Source organism: Novosphingobium sp. PhB55 (assembly GCF_004368805.1).
Classification (GTDB): Bacteria; Pseudomonadota; Alphaproteobacteria; order Sphingomonadales; family Sphingomonadaceae; genus Novosphingobium.
Map to the genome: position 1 here is coordinate 560,171 of NZ_SODQ01000002.1, position 21,071 is coordinate 581,241.

Annotated in this window: 22 protein-coding genes; 17 read left to right on the forward strand and 5 right to left on the reverse strand. The window is 63.9% G+C overall.

Annotation, left to right across the window (positions count from 1 at the left end; genetic code table 11):
- Positions 1 to 3: 3 nt before the first annotated feature.
- A complete protein-coding gene (locus tag EDF57_RS06745) occupies positions 4 to 2,040 on the reverse strand; it encodes a TonB-dependent siderophore receptor (RefSeq protein ID WP_166675194.1) in 2,037 nt (678 codons plus the stop codon).
- Positions 2,041 to 2,201: 161 nt separating this feature from the next.
- On the opposite strand from EDF57_RS06745, the gene EDF57_RS06750 reads away from it, so the two are divergent.
- From EDF57_RS06750 to EDF57_RS06775, 6 genes are all read left to right on the forward strand, one after another.
- Positions 2,202 to 2,354 (forward strand): hypothetical protein, encoded by a 153-nt coding sequence (locus tag EDF57_RS06750; RefSeq protein WP_166675175.1) that lies wholly within the window; start codon positions 2,202 to 2,204, stop codon positions 2,352 to 2,354.
- Positions 2,355 to 2,778: 424 nt separating this feature from the next.
- Positions 2,779 to 4,287 carry an alpha-L-arabinofuranosidase C-terminal domain-containing protein gene (locus EDF57_RS06755; RefSeq protein WP_243840925.1) on the forward strand — a complete coding sequence of 503 codons (1,509 nt, stop codon included), beginning with the start codon at positions 2,779 to 2,781 and terminating at the stop codon, positions 4,285 to 4,287.
- A gap of 35 nt (positions 4,288 to 4,322) precedes the next feature.
- The gene (locus tag EDF57_RS06760) at positions 4,323 to 5,450 is read left to right on the forward strand and encodes a glycoside hydrolase family 43 protein (protein WP_134093574.1); all 1,128 of its coding nucleotides are present in this window, start codon (positions 4,323 to 4,325) and stop codon (positions 5,448 to 5,450) included.
- A complete protein-coding gene (locus tag EDF57_RS06765; RefSeq protein WP_243840926.1) occupies positions 5,450 to 6,208 on the forward strand; it encodes a TetR/AcrR family transcriptional regulator in 759 nt (252 codons plus the stop codon). The genes EDF57_RS06760 and EDF57_RS06765 overlap by 1 nt, the downstream gene beginning before the upstream one ends.
- Positions 6,209 to 6,270: 62 nt before the next feature.
- The gene (locus tag EDF57_RS06770; protein ID WP_134093575.1) at positions 6,271 to 7,242 is read left to right on the forward strand and encodes a quinone oxidoreductase; all 972 of its coding nucleotides are present in this window, start codon (positions 6,271 to 6,273) and stop codon (positions 7,240 to 7,242) included.
- Between the two features lie 34 nt (positions 7,243 to 7,276).
- Positions 7,277 to 8,011 (forward strand): SDR family oxidoreductase, encoded by a 735-nt coding sequence (locus tag EDF57_RS06775; protein ID WP_134093576.1) that lies wholly within the window; start codon positions 7,277 to 7,279, stop codon positions 8,009 to 8,011.
- A 112-nt stretch (positions 8,012 to 8,123) separates the two neighbouring features.
- Here the strand turns inward: EDF57_RS06775 and EDF57_RS06780 are convergent, their stop codons facing one another.
- Positions 8,124 to 9,017 carry a LysR family transcriptional regulator gene (locus EDF57_RS06780; RefSeq protein ID WP_134093577.1) on the reverse strand — a complete coding sequence of 298 codons (894 nt, stop codon included), beginning with the start codon at positions 9,015 to 9,017 and terminating at the stop codon, positions 8,124 to 8,126.
- Between the two features lie 122 nt (positions 9,018 to 9,139).
- Between EDF57_RS06780 and EDF57_RS06785 the strand changes: the two genes are divergently transcribed.
- Genes EDF57_RS06785 through EDF57_RS06800 form a run of 4 tightly spaced genes read left to right on the forward strand, consistent with a single transcriptional unit; the run spans position 9,140 to position 12,288 of the window.
- Positions 9,140 to 9,973, forward strand: a complete 834-nt coding sequence (locus tag EDF57_RS06785) for an SDR family oxidoreductase (RefSeq protein ID WP_134093578.1) — start codon at positions 9,140 to 9,142, stop codon at positions 9,971 to 9,973.
- Between the two features lie 48 nt (positions 9,974 to 10,021).
- Positions 10,022 to 11,011 (forward strand): aldo/keto reductase, encoded by a 990-nt coding sequence (locus EDF57_RS06790; protein WP_134093579.1) that lies wholly within the window; start codon positions 10,022 to 10,024, stop codon positions 11,009 to 11,011.
- Between the two features lie 16 nt (positions 11,012 to 11,027).
- On the forward strand, positions 11,028 to 12,041 hold the full coding sequence (locus tag EDF57_RS06795) for an aldo/keto reductase (protein WP_134093580.1): 1,014 nt from the start codon (positions 11,028 to 11,030) through the stop codon (positions 12,039 to 12,041).
- Positions 12,042 to 12,045: 4 nt separating this feature from the next.
- Positions 12,046 to 12,288, forward strand: a complete 243-nt coding sequence (locus tag EDF57_RS06800) for a hypothetical protein (RefSeq protein ID WP_208324805.1) — start codon at positions 12,046 to 12,048, stop codon at positions 12,286 to 12,288.
- A gap of 60 nt (positions 12,289 to 12,348) precedes the next feature.
- On the opposite strand, the gene EDF57_RS06805 is transcribed toward EDF57_RS06800, so the two are convergent.
- The 3 genes from EDF57_RS06805 to EDF57_RS06815 are packed head-to-tail and all read right to left on the reverse strand — an operon-like array spanning position 12,349 to position 14,826.
- Positions 12,349 to 12,633, reverse strand: a complete 285-nt coding sequence (locus EDF57_RS06805) for a GNAT family N-acetyltransferase (RefSeq protein WP_134093581.1) — start codon at positions 12,631 to 12,633, stop codon at positions 12,349 to 12,351.
- A gap of 45 nt (positions 12,634 to 12,678) precedes the next feature.
- Complete coding sequence (locus tag EDF57_RS06810) at positions 12,679 to 13,353, reverse strand: NAD(P)H-dependent oxidoreductase (protein WP_134093582.1); 675 nt, start codon at positions 13,351 to 13,353, stop codon at positions 12,679 to 12,681.
- A gap of 3 nt (positions 13,354 to 13,356) precedes the next feature.
- On the reverse strand, positions 13,357 to 14,826 hold the full coding sequence (locus EDF57_RS06815; protein ID WP_134093583.1) for a PLP-dependent aminotransferase family protein: 1,470 nt from the start codon (positions 14,824 to 14,826) through the stop codon (positions 13,357 to 13,359).
- A 220-nt stretch (positions 14,827 to 15,046) separates the two neighbouring features.
- Here EDF57_RS06815 and EDF57_RS06820 point away from each other — a divergent pair, with 220 nt between their 5' ends.
- The 7 genes from EDF57_RS06820 (at position 15,047) to EDF57_RS06850 (ending at position 21,068) form a co-directional block, all read left to right on the forward strand.
- Positions 15,047 to 16,312, forward strand: a complete 1,266-nt coding sequence (locus EDF57_RS06820; RefSeq protein ID WP_134093584.1) for a ferritin-like protein — start codon at positions 15,047 to 15,049, stop codon at positions 16,310 to 16,312.
- A gap of 14 nt (positions 16,313 to 16,326) precedes the next feature.
- On the forward strand, positions 16,327 to 16,929 hold the full coding sequence (locus EDF57_RS06825; RefSeq protein ID WP_134093753.1) for a CDGSH iron-sulfur domain-containing protein: 603 nt from the start codon (positions 16,327 to 16,329) through the stop codon (positions 16,927 to 16,929).
- A gap of 14 nt (positions 16,930 to 16,943) precedes the next feature.
- Positions 16,944 to 17,693: a glucose 1-dehydrogenase gene (locus EDF57_RS06830; RefSeq protein WP_134093585.1), complete on the forward strand. Its 750-nt coding sequence runs from the start codon at positions 16,944 to 16,946 to the stop codon at positions 17,691 to 17,693.
- Between the two features lie 39 nt (positions 17,694 to 17,732).
- Positions 17,733 to 18,260: an Rrf2 family transcriptional regulator gene (locus EDF57_RS06835; protein WP_134093586.1), complete on the forward strand. Its 528-nt coding sequence runs from the start codon at positions 17,733 to 17,735 to the stop codon at positions 18,258 to 18,260.
- Positions 18,257 to 18,907 carry a response regulator transcription factor gene (locus EDF57_RS06840; RefSeq protein WP_134093587.1) on the forward strand — a complete coding sequence of 217 codons (651 nt, stop codon included), beginning with the start codon at positions 18,257 to 18,259 and terminating at the stop codon, positions 18,905 to 18,907. The genes EDF57_RS06835 and EDF57_RS06840 overlap by 4 nt, the downstream gene beginning before the upstream one ends.
- A gap of 81 nt (positions 18,908 to 18,988) precedes the next feature.
- Entirely contained in the window at positions 18,989 to 19,387 is a 399-nt protein-coding gene (locus tag EDF57_RS06845; RefSeq protein WP_134093588.1) for a response regulator, read from the forward strand.
- 64 nt (positions 19,388 to 19,451) lie between these two features.
- Positions 19,452 to 21,068 carry an ATP-binding protein gene (locus EDF57_RS06850; RefSeq protein ID WP_166675195.1) on the forward strand — a complete coding sequence of 539 codons (1,617 nt, stop codon included), beginning with the start codon at positions 19,452 to 19,454 and terminating at the stop codon, positions 21,066 to 21,068.
- Positions 21,069 to 21,071: the final 3 nt, after the last annotated feature.

Genomic DNA, 21,071 nt, shown 5'->3' on the forward strand with positions numbered 1-21,071 from the left:
GGATCAGAACCGTGTGGAGATGCTCATCTTGACGCTGGCAGGCAAGCCCTGCGCCAGCAGACTCGACCCCGTCGAGGCCCAATAGCGCTTGCCGGTGACGTTTTCGCCGTAAAGACGCACGGTCGCGGCGCTGCCGGCCAGGTCGAAGCTGTAGCTGGCGCCGAGGTCGAAGGTCTCGTAGCCCGGTACGAAGGCTTGATTGAGCGCGTTCACCGCGCGGCGGCCGACATGGAACATGCCCGCCGAAACGCGCAGGCCCTCGACCGCCGCCACACGGTATTCGGCGAAGATCGAGCCGGAGAATTTCGAGACGTTCTCGATCATCTTGCCGACGACGGCAGCGTTTCCGGATTTCTGCGCGGCATCGAGCGTGAGCGCGCTTGCCGAAAGCGAAAGCCGTGGCAGAACTTCGCCCACGATGCTGAATTCCGCGCCTTCGTAGACGGCTTCGGCATCCTGCACGAACAGGTTTGCGCTGTTCAGATAGGCCGATGGGCGCTTGATGTGGAAATAGGCCGCCGTCATCAACACGCCGCGGATCGGCTCGATCTTGATACCGGCCTCCTTCTGCTTGCTGACGGCGGCGGGAAGGATTTCACCCGCGTTGCTGGCGATCTGCTGCGCGATCGGGCCCGGCTCCAGGCCCTCGATATAGTTCGCGTAGAGGTTCGCCCAGGACACCGGCTTCACCATCAGGCCATAGGACCAGGTGCCCGGCTTGATCTTGTAGTTCGAGGTGCGGCTGACGTCGCTGTAGTCGGTCTTGCGGTAGCCGACGGTCGCCTGCAGCCACTCGCCCAGCGATGCGCGGTCCAGGATGTAGATGCCCAGGTCTTCCGCGCGCGAAGGGTTGGCAATGATGCGCGGCGGGGCGGGCTGCTGGGGAATGTCCACCGGGTCGTAGAGGTTCTGCGCGAAGCTGTAGCGCACCGCGGTGGGCACGTTGCTGTCGCGGGTATAGTAGGAAATGCCGATCAGGATATTGTGCCTGATCGGCCCGGTTTCGAACGAACCCGAGATGTCGCCGCGATAGATGACGTTCTTGTAGTCGTTGCCGCGCGTCATCGCCACCGTGACGCGGCCGTCGCCGGTATCGAGATTGTAGCCGCCGAACGAGGAATAGGCGCGGCTGCGCGTCAGGTAGGATTGTCCCGCAGCCAGGGAAACGCGCCAGTTCGGCGTGAAGTCGTAGTTCAGGCGGGCCAGCAGGTTGGTTTCCCATCCGCGGCCCTGCATCCAGGACGCGCCCAGATTCTTGGACGCGGGCTGCAGGGGAGGAAGGGCGATCGTGCCGTTCACGGCGGCAGGCAGGCTGAACTCGGTGGGCTCGGTCACGGTCTTGAAGTTGTATTCCGCGTCGAGAAGCACCTCCAGTCCATCGAGCGGGCGCCAGTCGAACGCGCCTGAAACAAAGCGCCGCGAACCGGAGCTACGCTTGATCCCGGTCTCCACCGTCGAGGCGCCGCCATTGACGCGCAGACCGGCGGTGCCGAAATTCCGGGCGACATCGAAATTGGCGCCCAGCGATCCGTTGCTGTCTCCCTGGAAGTCGATGCGGTTGACGGGCACGGCCTGGGGGCGCTCGGTCACCAGGTTGATGATGCCGGACGGCGTGGCAAAGCCGTAATAGAGCCCGGCCGCGCCCTTGAGCACTTCGATGCGATCCTTGCTCTCGATCGGCTGCTCGACGAGGTTGACGATCGGCAGGACGCCGTTCCAGCGCACATTCGTGAAGTTGCTGAGCGTGATCCCGCGGATGGCGAGGTTGCTGTAGATCGCGCTGTTGATCTGGGCCTGGGTGACGCCGGGGGTGTTGCGAACCGCGTCGATCACCGAGCGGGCCTGCTGCGCCTCCAGCAGGTCTTTCGTCAGGACGGCAATGGTAAGCGGCGTATCGCGCAGGCGAGCGTCCCGGAACGTACCGGCCTGCACGAAGTCGGCGCTGAAGCTGTCACGCCGGTCCGCAGTGACGACGATGTCCTCGGCACGCGTCGCCTCTGGTTGTTCCGCTGTCTGAGCGAGAGCGATTCCCGGCAGCATCCCCACCACCGCAACACCGCAAAGCGCCGCGCACCGCAATTTCCCATGTCCCCGCATGTCGCACCCTCAATGAATTTTGCGAGCGTGTTGCGTAAATGCGAAGCATTTGCAACTGGCGTGTGGAGGACTTTTCAGCTTTTCGACCGAAGCCGTTTCTTCAAATGGCTTTCGAAGACGAGGCTGCGGAAGGCGAAATCGCCTTCAAGATGGACTTCGAGACCCATGAAACTCGCACTCGCGGCCTGAGCCGCACCTGGGATGCCAGCGCTGCGAATGCGCACGATGATGCAAGGCTCCCGATGCAAGGGAGCTGAATGCGTGGAATATTCTAAAGCGTATTTCCGGGAACCTCTCGCCTTACTTATGTCAGAGCGCATCAATTACCGGGCAGTCGAAGACCCCGCCTTGAGCATGAGAGTCCGGCACAACTGGCTGATAGTAGTCGCCAAGCCGGACGCTTCCCGAAGGGTCAGGCTGAACGGATGAAGGCGCTTGCAGGGGCAAGCTCTGGCATCTCGATCTTCCTCGGCCCTCTATGTGGACTAGTGTTCCGCTTAGCAATTGACCTCAGCCAGTTTATGGCATTAATACTCCGACAATTGGGAGGAGAGGATGTTTCGAACATTCAGACGGTGGCCGGGACGGGTCACGATGGTTTTCGCTGCAGGCAGTCTTTGCGTTTCCGCGAGCGGAAACGCTCAGGACTCGGAGAAGGCGGCGAAGACGTTGCGCTCGGAGGTGTCTATTTCGGTAGACAGCGGCGGCCCGACGATCGATCCCAACATCTACGGCCAATTTGTCGAGCATCTCGGGCGAGGCGTGTACGAGGGGATCTGGGTCGGCCCAGATTCCGCCATCCCGAATGTGCGTGGCATTCGCTCGGACGTGGTCACCGCCTTGCGCCGCATCAAGGTTCCGAACATCCGTTGGCCGGGCGGCTGTTTTGCGGACGGCTATCATTGGCGGGATGGCATCGGTCCCGCCGACAAGCGGCCGCGGGGGATCAATGCCGCCTGGGACAAGTCTCCGGAAACCAATGCCTTCGGCACGCATGAGTTCATGGATTTCCTGGACCAGATCGGCGCCAGGCCGTTCGTTTCGGTAAACCTCGGCAGCGGCAGCGTTCGGGAGGCCGACGACTGGCTTCGCTACATGACCGCCCCGCAGGACAGTGCGCCGGGGCAGGAGCGGGCGGCGAACGGGCATGCGGCACCCTGGGAAGTGCCTTTCATCGGCGTCGGCAATGAGAGCTGGGGTTGCGGCGGCAATATGACCGCGGACACTTATGCCGCGGCCTTCCGGCATTATGCCGCTTTCCTGCGCACGTACTCCGGCGAGCGGGCGAAACTCATCGCCGTGGGCGCAGATACCGACGATTATGCGTGGACGGACCGCGTGATGGCGCAGGCGATGAAGTGGCGCCCGCAGCCGACCCCCTTGTCGCTGACGACGGACCGGCCGCTGCTCTGGGGCCTGTCGCTGCACTTCTACACTTTCGCCGGCAACGACTGGCATGCCAAGGGACGGAACGTGGGCTTCGACGAGGCCGGCTGGGCGGCGGCTCTGGCGCGTGCCGACCTTACCGACGACCTGATCCGCCGCCATTCGGAGGTCATGGATCGCTACGATCCCGAAAAGCGCGTCGCGCTCGCGGTGGACGAATGGGGTGCCTGGTTCCAGAGCGAGAAGAACGCCCCTTCGCAGCTCTATCTGGAAAGCACCCTGCGTGATGCGCTGATCGCAGCGAAGAGCCTCAATATCTTCAACCGCCATGCCGACCGGGTGAGAATGGCGAACCTGGCGCAGATGGTGAACGTCATCCAGTCGCTGGTGCTGACGCAAGGCTCGAAGATGGTGGTCACCCCGACGTACCACGTCTTCGAGATGTACCAGGTCCATCAGGGGGCGCAGGCCTTGCCCGCCACGGTGCGGACGCCGGATTACGTGCAGGGCGACGTTCGCTTGCCCTCCATCGACGTTTCGGCATCGCGCGATGCGAGCGGCAAGCTGCATGTGACGATCGCCAATCTCGATCCGGCGCGCGCCAACCGGCTGAACATCCGCCTGGATGGCGGCCGCTGGCACCGCGCGAACGCCCGGGTGCTCACCGCCGACCGGATCGATACCCGCATCACGTTCGACAAGGCGGACCCGTTCGTCCCGCGGCCGTTGCCGGCCCGCCTCGCCGGCGGCGGCGTGGACCTCGAACTGCCGGCCAAGTCGGTAACGGTGCTGGAAGTGGAATGAGATGCGCCGACGGGCGATCGAGGGGAGTCAGGAAAATGAAGGTGAAGTTTGCCTGTCTGGCAGCAATCGGGCTTGCTGCCCTCGGCGCTTCCGCCACGTTTGGCATGGCGCAGCCCGGCAGCGGCGTGCCGGAAAAGCAGCTTGAGATCGTGCAGAGCCTTGCCGATCAAAAAGCCTCGCCGGTTCCTTCGGCTTCTGCGCTTACCGCTTATCTGTTGGTCTACTTCAAGGACGAGACCCATTCCCTGCACATCGCGGTCTCGCGCGACGGCTATTCCTTCACGGACGTCAACGGCGGCAAACCGGTGCTGGAGGGCCGCGACATCGCCGAACAGAAGGGCATTCGCGATCCCCATATCATGCGCGGCCCCGATGGCGCCTTCTACCTCAGCATGACCGATCTTCACATCTACGCGCAGCGGGAGGGACTGAGGAAAACGGAATGGGAACGGCCGAAGGAAACACATGGCTGGGGCAACAACCGCTCGCTGATATTCATGAAGTCCCGCGATCTCATCCACTGGACTCATGCCATCGTCCCGGTCGACAAGCTCTTTCCCGAAACTTCTCGCCTCGGCGCGGCCTGGGCGCCAGAGACGCTCTACGATCCCAAGGCCCGCAAGCTGATGGTCTATTACACCACGCGCGACGGAGCCGGGACGGAGCACATGGTCTATTCCTATGCCGATGACGCGTTCACGACGCTTATTCAGCCACCGCGTCCGCTGTTCACGTATCCCAAGGCCAATGTCGGCTCGATCGATGGAGACATCACCCGCGTCGGAAAACAGTATCACCTGTTCTACGTCGCGCACGAGAAGCCCGGCCATCTTCGCCAGGCCGTCTCCGACAGGATCGACGGCGGCTATCGTTTCGATCCCAAACCCGTCGATCCCGAGACCGTGGGAACCGAGGCACCCAATCTCTGGCGCCGGGCCGGAACGAACACCTATGTGCTGATGTACGACGTGTTCGGAGCCAGGCCGAACAACATGGGCTTCTCCGAAACGAGCGACTTCAAGCACTTCCGCAACCTCGGCCGGTTCAACGACCCCGGCTCGCCGATGAAGGCCACCAACTTCGCCGGTCCGAAGCACGGCGCGGTAATGCCGATCACGCCCGGCGAAGCCGCGCGCCTCGAGCGGCATTTTGCAGGGGGGTGATGGATAGAAGCAAGGTCGGCTCGCGGTATCTTTCCCAAGGTCCTGTCAAGTCGGCAGCTTATTCAGGGTCCGATTTTTTGCTCCACGCGCGGACCGGCTGCCTTGGCTTCCTGAAAGGCGAGGACTGCCGCAAGCCGGCATCCATTCATCAATACTTGACTGATCGTTCCATAACGCCTATCTGGCACATCATGGCAAGACCAAGGGAATTCGATCAGGACAAAGCGCTGAACGCAGCCATGGCGGTATTCCGCGAACATGGCTTCGAGGGCACGTCGGCCGGAATGCTGGTCGATGCCATGGGCATTGGGCGGCAGAGTCTTTACAACACCTTTGGCGACAAATGGCAGCTCTACCAGATGGCGCTGCGCCGTTATGCCGCCGACGAAACCGGCGAGCATATCGCCATGCTGCAAAGCAAGCCGCGCGCCATCGACGGTATCCAGACGATGGTCGACCGGGTGGTCGACAATGCCCGGGATGCCTGTCTCGGCGTCGGCTCGATCTGCGAATTCGGCCGTAGCCGGCCGGAACTGGTCGCCATCCGCGACGCTGCCGACTCTGCCATGCGGGCAATCCTGACCGATACGATAGCGCGTGCGCAGGCCGAGGGGGATGTTGCCCAGGATGTTTCTGCCGATACGATCGCTTCGTTCATCGTGATGAGCTTTTCCGGTTTGCGGATTGCCGCGCGGGCCGGTGCGGGAGACGAGGACTTGCGTGCTCTTGGCGATCTGGCCCTACGCGCTTTGCGATAGGCGCCGGGCGTCTTTTTATTTGCCTCATTATGGAACGATCATTCAATAAAAGGATACGATAAATGAAAGCCATCGTGATGACCGGAGTGGGCGGGGCGGACGTGCTCGACCTGGCTGACGTTCCCGAGCCGCCTGCCACACCCGGAGCTGGCGAGGTTCTCGTCGAGATTACCGCTGCCGGCGTCAATTTCATGGACATCGGCGTTCGCCAGGGCATGGCCTGGGCGGAAATGCCCAATCCCAAGGTCCTGGGTGTGGAAGGTGCAGGCCGGATCGTCGCGGCGGGCGCGGGTGTTGCCATGGCTATCGGCCAGCGCGTCACCTGGGTCTACGCCCCGGGCAGCTATGCCGGGAAGATCATGCTGCCGGCAGAATCGCTCGTGGCCATTCCCGATGGGCTGGATGACAGAACCGCAGCCGCGATCATGATGCAGGGCCTTACGGCCAGCCATTTCGCCACGGATTTCCACCCTGTCCAGGCAGGCGAGATTGCCCTCGTTCATGCGGCGGCGGGCGGACTGGGACTGCTGCTGACCCAGATCGTCAAACTGCGGGGAGGGACCGTTATCGGCCGCGTGTCGAGCGCGGACAAAGTGGCCGCCGCCAGGGAAGCGGGCGCTGACCATGTCATCGTCGATGCCAAGGGGGATTTTGCCTCGCAAGTGCTGGCGCTGACCGGCGGTGAAGGCGTGCATGTGGTTTATGACGGCTCCGGGCCTACGACATTTCAGGGATCGATCGCTTCTCTCCGGCGGAGCGGGACCTTCTGCTGGTACGGCCCCGTTCTGGGCGGCCCTGGCCCGATCGATCTCCTGAGCCTGCCCCGCAGCATCAAGCTCGGCTACGCAGTCTTCTCCGATCATATCCATAGCCCCGAACGGTTTCGGCAGCACGCCGCGCGCCTGTTCGATTGGGTCCTGAAGGGCGATCTCAAGGTGCGGCTCGGCGGCGTCTACCCGTTGGCCGATGCGGCGGAGGCGCACCGCGACATGGAAAGCCGCGCGACCACCGGCAAGCTGCTGCTGATCCCCTGATTTTCCCCACCATCATTCTCAAGAAGGACTTGCCATGAATATCGAACCCGCGACCAGGACTGCGCTCGTCTTCGGCGGATCACGCGGCATTGGCGCTGCCGCCGTCAAACGACTGGCGCAGGACGGCTATTCCGTTGGCTTTACTTACGTCAACAGCGAAGAACAGGCCGGCGCACTGGCCGAAACCATCGCCGAGCAAGGCGGAGAGGCCCTGGCAATTCGGGCCGATAGCCAAGACCCTGCCGCGATCACCGCAGCCGTTGCCCGCTTCGTCGATCGCTTCGGAAAGATCGACCTCGTCCTCGTCAACGCCGGCCTGTTCCGCATGAACAGGATCGAGGCGGTCGCGCTCGATGAACTGGACGGCATGCTGGCCGTGAACGTCCGCGGCGTTTACCTGTCGATACAGGCGGCGGCGCCGCACATCGTCGACGGCGGACGCATCGTCACGATCGGCAGCAATGTCGCGATCCGCACCGGATTTGCCGGATCGAGCGTCTACCAGATGACGAAAGGGGCGGTCGCGGCCATGGTCAAGGGCGTCGCCCTGGACCTGGCGCCGCGCAGGATCACCGTCAACAACATCCAGCCGGGGCCGACCGACACCGACATCAACGCGGGTTCCATCGACATGCTCTCCCAGATGAGTCCGTTGAAGCGCGTGGCAAAGCCTGAGGAAATCGCCGGTTTGGTGTCCTATCTGGCCCGCGAGGAAGCGGGATATATCACGGGGGCGAGCCTCACCATCGATGGTGGTTTCACTTTATAGGCGCCGGTCCTCCACTGCTTCCTGCACTAGCGGCCGTTCACCCGGCCGCTAGTGCCCGGCGCATGCTGGTCGAGGCCGGAGTTACACTTTGCGAGCCGAAATGCCGTTCGCCTCAACCTCGAAAGCGAAGCGCCTCGATGAGGATCGAGAATGCGGGAGGCAATTGGCGACGGTCCGGATAATAGAGGTGATAGCCGGAGAAGGGCGGGCACCAGTCCTCCAGAACCCGCACGAGCTTGCCTGCCTTCAGCAACGCCTCTGCCTGGTCCTCCATGACGCAAGCGAGTCCGATACCCTCGGCCGCTGCTGCCAGGATCATGGGTACGTCGTTGAGGATCAGCGGGCCTTCGACGCGGACATTGAGATCACGGCCATCGCGGCCGAATTCCCATGTGTAGAGCCCGCCTTTGGTCTGCATACGGATATTGATGCAGGCGTGGTCGGTCAGGTCATGGGGCGTCCGCGGGCTGCCGTGCGATTGGAAGTAGGATGGCGCACCGACCACGGCCATGCGCAGTTCAGGGCCGATGCGCACCGCGATCATGTCCTTGGCGACCTGTTCGCCAAGCCGTATGCCGGCATCGAAGCGCTCGGCGATGATGTCGGTCAGGTGACTGTCGATGGAGATCTCGACCGTTACCTCGGGATAGTCCTTCAGCAGCTTTCCGACTGCCGGCCAGAGAATCGTCTCGGCGGCATGACGGCTCGACGTGATCCGGACCTTTCCGGCCGGGCGTTCGCGCAGGGCACTGAGTGCCGAAAGCCGGGCGTCGATCTCGTCGAACGCCGGACGAAGGGTGGCGATCAGTTGCTCGCCTGCATCGGTCGGTGCGACGTTCCGCGTGTTACGGGTGAGGAGCTTCACGCCCATTCCGGCTTCGAGGCGGCGCACGATCTGGCTGATCGCCGACTGTGACGTGCCGAGCGTTGCGGCAGCCCGGGTGAAGCTGCGTGCTTCGGCAACGGCGAGAAAGACGGCAAGATCGCTCAGTTCCTCCCGTTTCATTGATAAGCTCCAGATATAAGAACATGCAGAACTTAGCGTCTAATAGCTGAAAGAGCTACGGCCTATATGGATCTCCGTTGACGGCGGAGGCGCGCGGCGCCCGCCCATTTCGGAGACGGACCGTGACCAAAGACGTGATTGTAGTGATCGGAGCCGGCGGCATCGGCCAGGCCATCGCACGGCGGCAGGGGTGCGGCAGGGCGATCCTGCTGGCCGACTGGAACGAGGATACGCTCGCGCACGCCGCGTCCGAGCTGGCCGCCGCCAGCTACGATGTGACCACGCAACAGGTCGATGTGTCCTCACGCGCTTCGGTCAAGGCGCTCGCAGCAGTCGCCGCGGCGATGGGTCCGGTCATGCAGGTCGTCAACACCGCCGGCCTTTCGCCCAACATGGCGCCTGTCGAGAAGATTCTGGAAGTGGACCTCTATGGGTCGGCGGTCGTGTTCGAGGAGTTCGGCAAGGTGATCGCCAGCGGCGGGGCGGGTCTGGTCGTCTCCAGCATGGCGGGCCACATGATGCGCCAGCTTCCCGAGGACGATGAAAAGCAGCTGGCCCATGCTCCGGCCGATGAACTGCTGGCGCTTCCGTGCCTGCAGGCCGACGCGATCCCCGACACGCTGGTGGCCTATATGGTCGCCAAGCGTGCCAATATCCTGCGGGTGCAGGCCGAAGCGGTTCGCTGGGGCGAGCGCGGCGCCCGCGTCAACGCCATCAGTCCCGGCATCGTCATGACGCCGCTCGGGCGCCACGAGCTGAACTCCGAGATTGGCCACATCTTTCGGGCGATGGTGGACGCCTCGGCCGCGAAACGGATGGCGCCCCCCGAAGAAATCGCGATTGCCGCGAGCTTTCTTCTGGGTCCTGACGCCGGCTTCATCACCGGCAGTGACTTGCTGATCGACGGCGGTGTCATCGCGGCGATGCGCGCCGGCAAGCTGCCGCCCCCCGGCTGATCGCCGCTTGCGGCAAACCCTGTACACTCTCTCGAAGGACCATTTTCCATGAAGCAACGCAATCTGGGGAGTCTGGCCGTCAGCGAAATCGGCTTCGGCACGATGAGCTTCGCCTCTACTTATGGCGCATCCCCCGACCATGCCGAAGCGATCCGCGTCATTCGCGGTGCGCATGATATTGGCGTGACCTTCTTCGACACGGCGGAAGCCTATGGCCCCTGGACCAATGAGGAACTGGTCGGCGAAGCGCTGCGCCCGATCCGCGACGAGGTTGTGATCGCCACCAAATTCGGCTTCGATATCGACCCGCGCACCGGCGAACGCGGCGCGGGGGTCAACAGCCGTCCGGATCATGTGCGGCAGGTCGTCGATGCGAGCCTCAGGCGTCTCGGTATCGAGACCATCGACTTGCTCTACCAGCACCGGGTCGATCCGGCCGTGCCGATCGAGGACGTGGCGGGCACGGTCAAGGATCTGATCGCTGCCGGCAAGGTCAGGCACTTCGGTCTTTCCGAAGCGGCCGCCGGCACCATTCGCCGGGCTCATGCCGTGCAGCCCGTCACCGCCATCCAGAGCGAATATTCGCTGTGGACGCGCGATCCCGAGCCGGACGTCCTGCCGCTCTGCGCAGAACTGGGCATCGGCTTCGTACCCTGGAGCCCCTTGGGTGCCGGCTATCTCACGGGCAAGATCGATCCCTCGACCCCGATCGGCAGCAGCGACTTCCGGGCTGGATCGCCGCGTTTCACGAAAGAGGCGCGCACGGCCAACCAGGCGTTGGTCGATCTCCTTTCCGGAATCGCGGCCGGGAAGCAGGCGACGCCGGCACAGGTTGCGCTGGCCTGGCTGCTCGCCCGTGCGCCGTTCATCGTACCGATCCCCGGAACGCGCCGCCTTGACCGCGTGCAGGAAAATATAGGCGCCGCCGATGTCGTCCTGACCAGCGACGATCTTGAAGAGATCGAGCGCGCGGTAGCGGCGATCGAAATTCAGGGCGAGCGCCTTCCCGCCGCCGTCCTCGAACTCTCTTACCGCTAATCGGAAGGAACACGCCATGAAGATGCGCAAACTCGGCCGGGATGGCCTCACCGTATCCGCCCTTGGCTTCGGCTGCATGGGCCTGGACTTCAGCTATGGCCATCGCCTCACCCGTGAGGAGGGCATCACCCTGATCCGCCAGGCGGCCGATCGCGGCGTCACCTTCTTCGACACCGCCGAGATCTATGGCCCCTTCACCAATGAGGACATGGTGGGCGAAGCCCTGCGCCCGATCCGCGACCAGGTGGTGATCGCCAGCAAGTTCGGCTTCGACATCGATCCGGAGACATCCGAAAACCGCGGCGTATCGAGCCGCCCGGAGAACATCCGTGGCCATGTCGAGCGCTCGCTCAAGCGGCTTGGGGTCGAGACGGTCGATCTCATCTACCAGCACCGTGTCGATCCGGCCGTGCCGATCGAGGATGTCGCGGGTGTCGTCCGCGACCTGATCGTCGAGGGCAAGGCGAAGGCCTTCGGTCTCTCGGAGCCGGGCGTGCGGACGCTGCGTCGCGCCCATGCCGTGCAGCCGGTCAGCGCCGTCCAGAACGAATATTCGCTGTGGTGGCGTGCCCCTGAAACCAATGGCATCCTCGATGCCTGTGATGAGCTTGGGATCGGCTTCGTACCCTACAGCCCGCTCGGCAAAGGCTTCCTCACCGGCGCGATGAGTGCGGGAACCAAGCTGGAGAAAGGCGACTTCCGTGCCACTATTCCGCGTTTTCAGCCGGAAGCTCTGGCCAAGAATGAGGCCTTCGTCGACCTGCTCAAGCAGATCGCGGCGGACAAGGGCGCGACGCCTGCGCAGATCGCGCTCGCATGGCTGCTCGCGCAGCGCGACTATATCGTGCCCATTCCCGGCACGACCAAGCTGCACCGGCTCGAAGAAAACCTCGGCGCTGCAACGGTGGAACTGACCGAAGCGGATCGCGACCGGATCAAGACGGCGCTTGCCGGTCTTGAAGTGGAAGGCGAGCGCTACACGCCCGCCGCCAACGCCATGGCGGGTATCGACGCCCCCGAGAAGGAGTAAGGGCATGCGCGGAGTCGTCGTCGTTGTCGGATCTGGATCTATTTGCCAAGCCATTGCCCGGCGCGTCGGCGTGGGCAAGACCGTGCTGCTGGCCGATCTGCGGCCCGAAAATGCCGAGACTGCCGCCAAAGTGCTGAGCGATGCGGGCTACGATGCCCGCACCGCCAGCTTTCCAAGCGGGGCAACGGCTTGCGCGTGCAGGCGGAAGCGGTCCGCTGGGGGCGTCGCGGTGCCCGCATCAATGTGATCAGCCCCGGCATCGTCATCACGCCGCTCGCCAATGACGAACTCAAGGGGCCGCTCCTGCTCAGCCGGCGACGATGCCGGCGTATTCGGGATGGTTGCGGAAGAACATCTGGAGGAAAGGGCAGCGGAGAATGGCCTGTCGGCAGGTCTCGCCGATGATTTCGAAAGTTCCCTGGGCAAGGTGAGACCCTATGCCGCGGCCTGAAAATTCCGCGGGAACTTCGGTATGGAGAAGGACGAGGCGGCCGGCCTCGTCGATGCGGTAATTGATGATCGCCATGGCTTGATTGGGAAGCGAAAGCTCGAACCGAAGCTTGCGAATGTTTTCATGTACTTTACCGGGCATCGCTCTTCTCCGCTTTTTCCGTGCCCCAGCATAAAAGCGGGCCGGCTAGCCGACAGGACCAAGGCTCGGCGAAACCGCTGTACCGTCGATCGAAACGGCCCAGCGCGTCGCCAAATCGGATAACGCCTTTCGGGCGGAGGCAAGCGCTGCGGACCGTTCAGCGGCAGCGGCAAACTGCAAAGGCTGCGCATCCACGAAATGAGGCGCAGCGATGCCGATGAAGCCGAAAGCCGCTCGCAGCGCTGGGGTGAGGGCGTCCATGCCTTGAAATGGCGAGCCGGGTCGCAGATCGACGCCTCGGGTCGTCAGGAACAGCGTGGGCTTGTCGGACAGCAGGCCCTCGAAGCCGCCATCGTCCCGGGTCCGGTACGTGAGCCCGGCCCTGACGATATTGTCGATGAAAGCCTTGAAGGTGGAAGGCATGGACCAGTTGTGCATGGGCATGGCGAAAAGCAGGGCATCGGCGCCCAGCAGCCGGGCGCACAAGCGATCGGAACTGGCCAGTTCGGCGGCCATCTCACGCGTGCGCTCATGCTGGGGCATGTAAGTCGCTGCCGCAAAGAGTGCGGTGGGGTGCGGCGGCGTCTCCTTCGAAAGATCCAGATGGTCGGCCGACAGCGTTGGGAGGTGCGAGCGAAGCTGGTCCACAAAATATCGGCTTAACTCGCGGGAATCGGAGCGGTCACCCTTGGGGCTGGCGTCGACGTGCAGCAGTTTCATGGTTCATGCCTCGACGAGAGTGGACAGGCTCGTGTCTGGAGGTGCGAGCCCGGCGATCAGCCGTTCCAGCGTGTCGCAGGCGCGATCCAGGACATTTCCGCGCAGGTTGGTCACGCAGAGGAGCAGGCCGGGATCGGCCTTGCTGCGGTCGTGGCGCCAGACGGAAAGCGGCGCGGGCGCAATGCCGTGGCGGACAGCCTCACGGCTGAGCGCGACATCGTCCACACCCTTCGGTAGCCGTAGCACCATTGCCAGGCCGGCGAACGATTCCGGTGCGTCGTGCCCGGCCAACCGATCCCGAAGACCATCGCGCCGCGCTTTGTAGAGCGCCTTCATCTGCCGCAAGTGGCGCAGGAAATGACCGTCCGCGATAAAGTCGGCAACGGCGAGCTGGGTCGTCAGGTTGGGGGCGGGATTGAGGCATGCCGCCACTTCTCCAAAGCGCTCGGCCAGGGATAATGGCGCCACGACGAAGCCAAGTCCCAGGGCAGGGCTGAGCGTCTTGCCGAAGGTTCCGACGTGGATCACCCGCTCGGACCTGTCGCCCGCCATCAGGGCCGGTGCGGCGCGTCCGCCGAGTTGCAGTTCGCTGAGATAGTCGTCCTCGACGATCCACCCGCCATGCCGCTCGGCCCAGGCGATCAGTTCCTTGCGGCGGCGGTTCGACATGGTCACGCCCGTTGGCGCCTGCTGGCCGGGGGTGACGATGGCAACGGCGGCATCGGGAGCCAGCGCCATGCCGCTGGCGATATCGAGCCCCTCGCCGTCCACCGGAACGGGGACGATATCCAGACCCGCGAATTCCAGTGCCATGCGCGCAATCGGATAGCCGGGGTCTTCTACCCATGCCCGGCGGCCCTGCAATTGCAGGACGAGCAAGGTCAGGCAGAGGCCGTTCTTGTAGCCGCTGGTCAGGATCACCTGATCGGGATGGCAATGGATGCCGCGGGTGATCGCGAGATTGGCCGCGATCTGGGCGCGCAGTTCCGGGCGGCCGCGCGGATCGGGAACGCCGACCGGAGCGCCGGCGTCCTCTCTGACCGCTCGGGTTCTGAGCCGGGCCCAAAGCTTGGCGGGAAAGGCATCCTGTGCCGGCACACCCATCTGGAACGGCAGCGGGCGCTGGAAGAAGCCGTGTTCGATTTCGCTGAGCGGCGGCGCGATCCGAATGGGTTCGGGGGCCGGCGCGGCCGATGCGTTGGAAGCACGGAGCTGCGCAACGCGGGTGCCGGCAGCGCCGGAGGGCACCACGAGAAATTCGTCTTCCAGGCTTTCATACGCCGCTTTTACGGTCCCTCGCGAAACGCCCAGTTGCGCCGCAAGGTCGAGCCAGGAGGGAAGCCGCGCGCCGGGCTCAAGCTGGCCATCGAGAATGGCCGTGCGCAAAGTGGCGGTGATCTGTGTCGTCAGGGGTACGGGCCGTGCCCGGTCGATGGCGAACGCAAGCGTCGCCGGATGGGTTAGTGCATCCACGTCATCACCTCATGGTGCTGGTTTATCTTGGAACAGGCTTTGCAGGCTATGTGTACAATTGTGCACTGTCGAGCCGAGCATGCCCTATCCCAAGGTCTAGGCTGTGCTGGCCTCGGGATGGCTTGGTACAGGTGGATTGTCGGATCTCGCGCCTGCATTTGCCTCCGTCGCGGCCGTTACCCTTCATGCTCCCATTCGGCAGCATCGGCATCGAACAGACATGCAGGACATCCAGAGCGCCCCACCGGCGAGCCGCGAAAAGCTCATGCACGCCCTCTATGAGGCGGCCGAGCTGGAGCAGAACCTTATGTGCACTTACCTCTACGCGGCGTTCAGCCTGAAGGACGGCGAAGGGGAAGGCCTTTCCGCGCAGGAAGCCGAGGCCGTCGCGCGCTGGCGGCGCGTCATTCTCGACGTCGCGATCGACGAGATGAACCATCTGGTCGCGGTCTGGAATATTACCGCAGCGCTCGGCGGGGCACCGCAGTTTGGCCGCACGAACTTCCCCTTGTCACCGGGCTATCTGCCGGCGGGCATTTCCGTAAAACTGGCGCCTTTCGGTGACGAGGTCATCCAGCATTTCATCCATCTCGAACGGCCGCAAAGTTCCGACGAACCGGATGGCGCGGGCTTCGAGACGGCGGGGCCCAGCCGGACGCCGGTGCCGCCCAGGCTCACGCCCGCAGGCTATGACTATGCGACCATCGGCATCTTCTACGAGACGCTGGAGGACGAGCTTCGCCGGCTTGTCGGCCAGCTTGGGGAAGCGCAGGTGTTTTGCGGCGATCCCGGGCTTCAACTGACCTCGGCGCAAGTCGGGATGGCCGGCGATCCGGTTACGGGGCTTGAAAGCGCGCTGGCGGCGCTGAAGCGCATTGTCGAGGAAGGGGAGGGCGCGCCGGAGCATGTCGATGGTTCGCATTTCCAGCGCTTCGTTGCGGTGCGCGATGAACTGCGCGAACTGACGGCACGCAATCCGGCCTTCGCTCCGGCATGGCCCTGCGCCGAGAATCCGGTCTTGCGCAAACCGCCGCGTCCCGAGGGGCGCGTGTGGTTGGAAGATCCAGAGGCGGTGGCGACGGTGGATCTCGCCAATGCCATCTATGCCCTGGCGCTGCGGCTGCTGGGCGGAACTTACCTGATCCCGGCGCAGGATTCGGAAAAAGCCCTTTACGCGGGGTGCGCTATCGGCCTGATGCACGGCATCGCCCATGTCGCGGCACGCGCCGCGCGGCTTCCGGCGGGGGCTTCCCATCCGGGCGTGAACGCCGGAATCACCTTCACGGCGCTGCGCAACGCTGCCGCGCTTCCGCATGGCCCCTCCGCGCGGCGGTTTTACGTCGAGCGGGTGGAAGAGCTTGCTGCCGTGGCGGCAAGCCTCGACCAGAGCGATCCGCATTGCCACAGCGCGTCGGCCTTGCTCGACAAGATGGTGCAGCGTCTCAAAGGGACGCCGCCGCCATCGCCCACGAGCGTGTCACAGTGACCGAGGGAAAGGCCATGACCGTCAGCTTCGAGGGGCGACGCTGCATTCATTCCCGCATGTGCGTGACCCGAGCGCCAGACAGTTTTCTGGCCGATCGTGCCGGGGACTGGATTTTCCCCGATGCGACCGACCCGGAACTGGTCAGCGCCGTCATTCGCGAATGTCCCTCGGGCGCGCTGCAATACAGCCGCAAGGACGGCCACAATGAACCGGCACCTCAGGTCAACCTCATCGCCGTGCGCGAAAACGGACCTTATGCCGTGCGCGCGCAGCTGGCGATCGATGGCGGGTCCGACGGCTACCGCGCTGCCCTCTGCCGGTGCGGAGCATCGCGCCGCAAGCCCTGGTGCGACAAATCGCATGTCGCTTCCGGTTTCCAGGCCTCCGGCGAACCCGACACGCGCGAAAGCCAGGCGCTGGCGGTTCGCGATGGGCCGCTGGCGATAGCGCCCGAAACGGATGGTCCGCTGCACATAGCCGGCAATCTGGAAATCGTCAGCGGTACGGGGCGGATCGTGTCGCGCGTCACGGAGACGCGGCTGTGCCGGTGCGGCGGCAGCAGCACCAAGCCGTTCTGCGACGGCACGCACCGCAGGATCGGCTTTCACAGCGAATAAAGGAGCATTCGGACATGAGCAGGCTGCAAGGCAAAGTTGCCGTCGTCACGGGAGGCAGCAGCGGCATCGGTCTCGCCACGGCGCGGCTTTTCGTGGAACACGGCGCCCGCGTGGTGATTACGGGCCGCCGTCAGGACGCCCTTGATGCAGCCCTGCGGGAGATCGGCGATGGCGCCGTGGCCATCCAGGGCGACATTGCCGATCTGGCGCATCACGACGATGTGGCCCGTATCGTGCGCCAGGCGTTCGGCGGGGCTGACATCTATGTCGCCAATGCCGGCGTCAACACGATCACGCCTGCTCACGAGGTGACGGTCGCCGAATTCGATCAGCAATTCGGTATCAACACGCGCGGCACGTTTTTCGGCGTCCAGAAGATCACGCCTTTGCTGCGCTACGGCGCATCCGTCGTGGTGGTCGGCTCCCTCGCCAGCGAGCGGGTGCTGGCGGGCCATGCGGTCTATGCCGGGACCAAGGCGGCGCTGGGCGCCTTTGCCCGCAGCTGGGCCGTGGAACTGAGCGGCCGGGGCATCAGGGTCAACATGCTGAGCCCCGGACCCACCGATACCGCCATCATCGAAAGGCTGGGTGTCCCGGAGGCGGAATTGGAGGGTTTCATAGCCGGGATGTCGGCGGCGATTCCGCTTGGGCGGCTCGGCGCACCGGACGAACTGGCCCGCGCGGCGCTGTTCCTCGCTTCGGACGAGAGCAGCTTCGTAACGGGCATAAATCTTCGCGTCGATGGAGGGATGGCGCTGCTCTAGGACTTGTGCGCCATAACGTGGACTCGTATGATCCACGTTATGGCGCACATTACCGTCAGCGTGGAATATGGCATGCACTCGCTCCTCTGGCTGGTGGGCGAGAGCGATCGACCGCGCAGCGGCCGGGATTTGGCAGCGTTTCAGGGCATTCCTCCCAGCTATCTCCTCAAGGTATTGGCCAAGCTGGAGAAAGCAGGAATCGTCCGTGCTTTCGAGGGCGCCCGCGGCGGCTTCCGATTGGGACGTCCGCCCGAAGAGATAACCCTGCTTGATGTTGTCGACGCGATCGAGGGGCGCAAGCCGCTGTTCGATTGCCAGGAAGTGCGGGGGCGCTGCGCCCTCTTCCAGCCGGAGCGACCGGCCTGGGCCGACCACGGCGTCTGTTCGATCCATGCCGCGATGCTGCAAGCCGAAAAGGCGATGCGCAGTTCGCTGGCGGCGCAGACGCTCGCCCAGATATCCGCCTCCGTTGCGACCAAGGCGCCCGATACGTTTTCGGCTTCCGTCAGCGACTGGTTCGAGAACCGCAAGGCGCAGCCGGCCCAGCGGGCGGGAGAGGGCACATGATGGACATCGCAATTGCCGCGGGACAGCCGCTGGTCATCGTGGTCGACGATGACGAGGAAATCCGCATGGCCATCGCCGAACTCATGCTCTCGGTCGGGATCGAGGCGGCCTGTTATGCCTCCACCCGGGAACTTCTGGCGGTACCGCTCCCCGACCGGCCCTGCTGCCTGATACTCGATGTGCGAATGCCGGGGGCGAGCGGCCTCGATCTTCAGCATCATCTGGTCGCGGCGGGCAATGCCAAGCCGATCGTCTTCCTGACCGGGCATGGCGATATCCCTATGTCCGTCCAGGCCATGAAAGCCGGCGCCGTGGACTTCCTGACGAAGCCGGTGCGCGACCAGACGCTGATCGATGCGGTAACCGCCGGTATCGAGCGCGATATTGCCCAGAGCGCCGAGCGCGCGCGCGTACGGCGGCATGTGGAGCGCTTCCAGAGCCTGACCCCGCGCGAGGAACAGGTGCTGCGCGAAGTCGCTCGCGGCCGTCTCAACAAGCAGATCGCCTACGATCTCGGCATCAGTGAGATCACGGTGAAACTCCATCGCGGCAATGTGATGAAGAAAATGGAGGCCGCTTCGCTCGGAGAACTGATCCGCGCCTGGGAAAGTCTGCCCACGGAGTTGCGGGAAGCGGTACGGACCTAGACCTTGGTATAGTTATAATCCCGGGCGGTTTGGCGGCAAATTGGAAGGGCGGCCGCAGGCCCGAACCACAAGGGTATTTCTTTGGCATCCGCCCCGACAGTTGCGATTATCGATGACGATGAGGACGTCCGTGAAGCCTTGTGCGAACTGCTTGAAGTGATGGGCTTCGTCTGCCGTCCCTTCGAAGGGGGAAGCGCGTTTCTTGCGGCATTTCCGTCTGGCCGGTTCGACTGCGTCATCACCGACATCCGCATGCCGGAGATCAACGGGCTGGACGTGATCGATCGCTTGAAGGAGCTTGGCGCAGGGACACCGGTGATCGTCCTTACTTCGGCCATGGATGAACACAGCCGCCAGAGAGCCGTGGCAGGTGGGGCCTGCGCCTATCTCATGAAGCCGGTCGACGATGCGATGATGCTCGCGAGCCTTGAGCGCGCGTTGAGCGGTTCGGGTTCCGATCCCCGTACGGATGCCAGATGACATGAAGCAGGGCCCTCAACACCCAGAGCGGCCTGCATTCCCCGCCGCGAGCGATATTCATGGCATGGAGCTGCCGTGCTTCCGCATCGATATCTCCGCGCTTCGCCCTTTGTTTGAGGCGGCGCAGCTTGAGCAATCTATTGGCCTGGACGGCACGGTTTCGCTCCTTTCCGGAACGCGGGTCGTCGATCTCAACGAAGCGGCGGTCCATCTGATCGTGCCTTACTCGGCGCGCGGCGGAATTGCGGGCCAATCGCTTGCCGAAGTCTGGCCGCCCGAAAGCCAACCGGAACTGGCAGATGCCATAGCGGCCCTGGCCCGGCGGAAGCCTGCGGCGGGCAGGGAGGTGCGCGAAGTCCGCTCGCTGGTCCTCGACCGTCCCTCGCTTTCGGTCTGGCGGGACGAAGGGGACCGGGACGAGGTGTTCTTCTCGGTCTCCGGCCAGTTGAAGCAGAACCGCACTTATTACCAGTTGTGGACGAGCGAGGCGCGCTTTCGCAGGCTGATCCATCACTTGCCGTTTGCGCTCCTGCAGGTCGATGCCACGGCCATGGAGCCGATATGGAGCCGGCTGAGGACGGAAGGGGTGACGGACCTGTTCGCGTACCTCGATGCCCATCCCGAACTGGTCGCGTTCTCGTGCGAGGCGGTGCGCGTAACCGATGCAAACCACTATGCCATGAGCCTGTTCGGCCTGGACGATCCGGCGCCGCTGCTGACCTCGGTGGAGTATCTGTTCTCCCAGGCACAGGACACCGCGCGGCGCGTGATGAACGCCCATTTCAAAGGCAAACGCTCCTATACCGAAATTACCCGTATCGCGCGTCACGATGGAGAACTGCGCGACGTGCGCATCTCGGTCACTTATCCCACTGCGCCCGAACTCCTCGATATCACCATGATCAGCCTGGAGGACGTGACCGCCCGGCTACAGACCGAGGCACAGCTCCGCCAGATCCAGGCCGATTTCACCCATGCCGCGCGGATCTACACGCTTGGCGAGCTGACGACATCGATAGCCCATGAGGTGAACCAGCCCCTCGCCGCGATCGTTACGAATGCCGATGCGAGCTTGCGCTGGCTGGGGCGCGGCGCCCCCGATCTGAGCAAGATACAGCACCTGACCTCGCGGATTGCAGCCAACGCCCGGCGCGCCGGTGACATCATCCAGCGGATCCGGGGAATGGCGGCCAAACGGCGGCCGGAGCGGACGGTCGTCGATCTCAATGCCATTGTCGAGGAAGCCTTGCTCTTCGTCCGCCACGATATCGAGAACCGGTCGATTGCGCTCAGCATGACGCTGGCAAAGGTTTCTCCGCGCGTGCTGGGTGACCGGGTCGAACTCCAGCAGGTCCTGGTCAACCTCCTCCTGAATGCCGCGCAGGCGCTGGAAACCGGCGAACACCTTGGTGGACGCCATATCATCGTGGTCACCCGCACGAACCAGGACGGGACGGCGGTGGTGGTGATCTGCGACAATGGACCGGGCATCGCGCCGGAACACTTCGAACGGATCTTCGACGGCTTCTTCTCCACCAAGGACGGAGGCATGGGCATCGGCCTGTCGATCTGCGAATCCATCATTTCAGCCCATCAGGGGCGCATCGAGATCTCGAACCGGGCCGATGGCGGCGCCAAGGTGGAAGTGACGATTCCGGGCGTACAGGATCGGCCGGGTTAACAG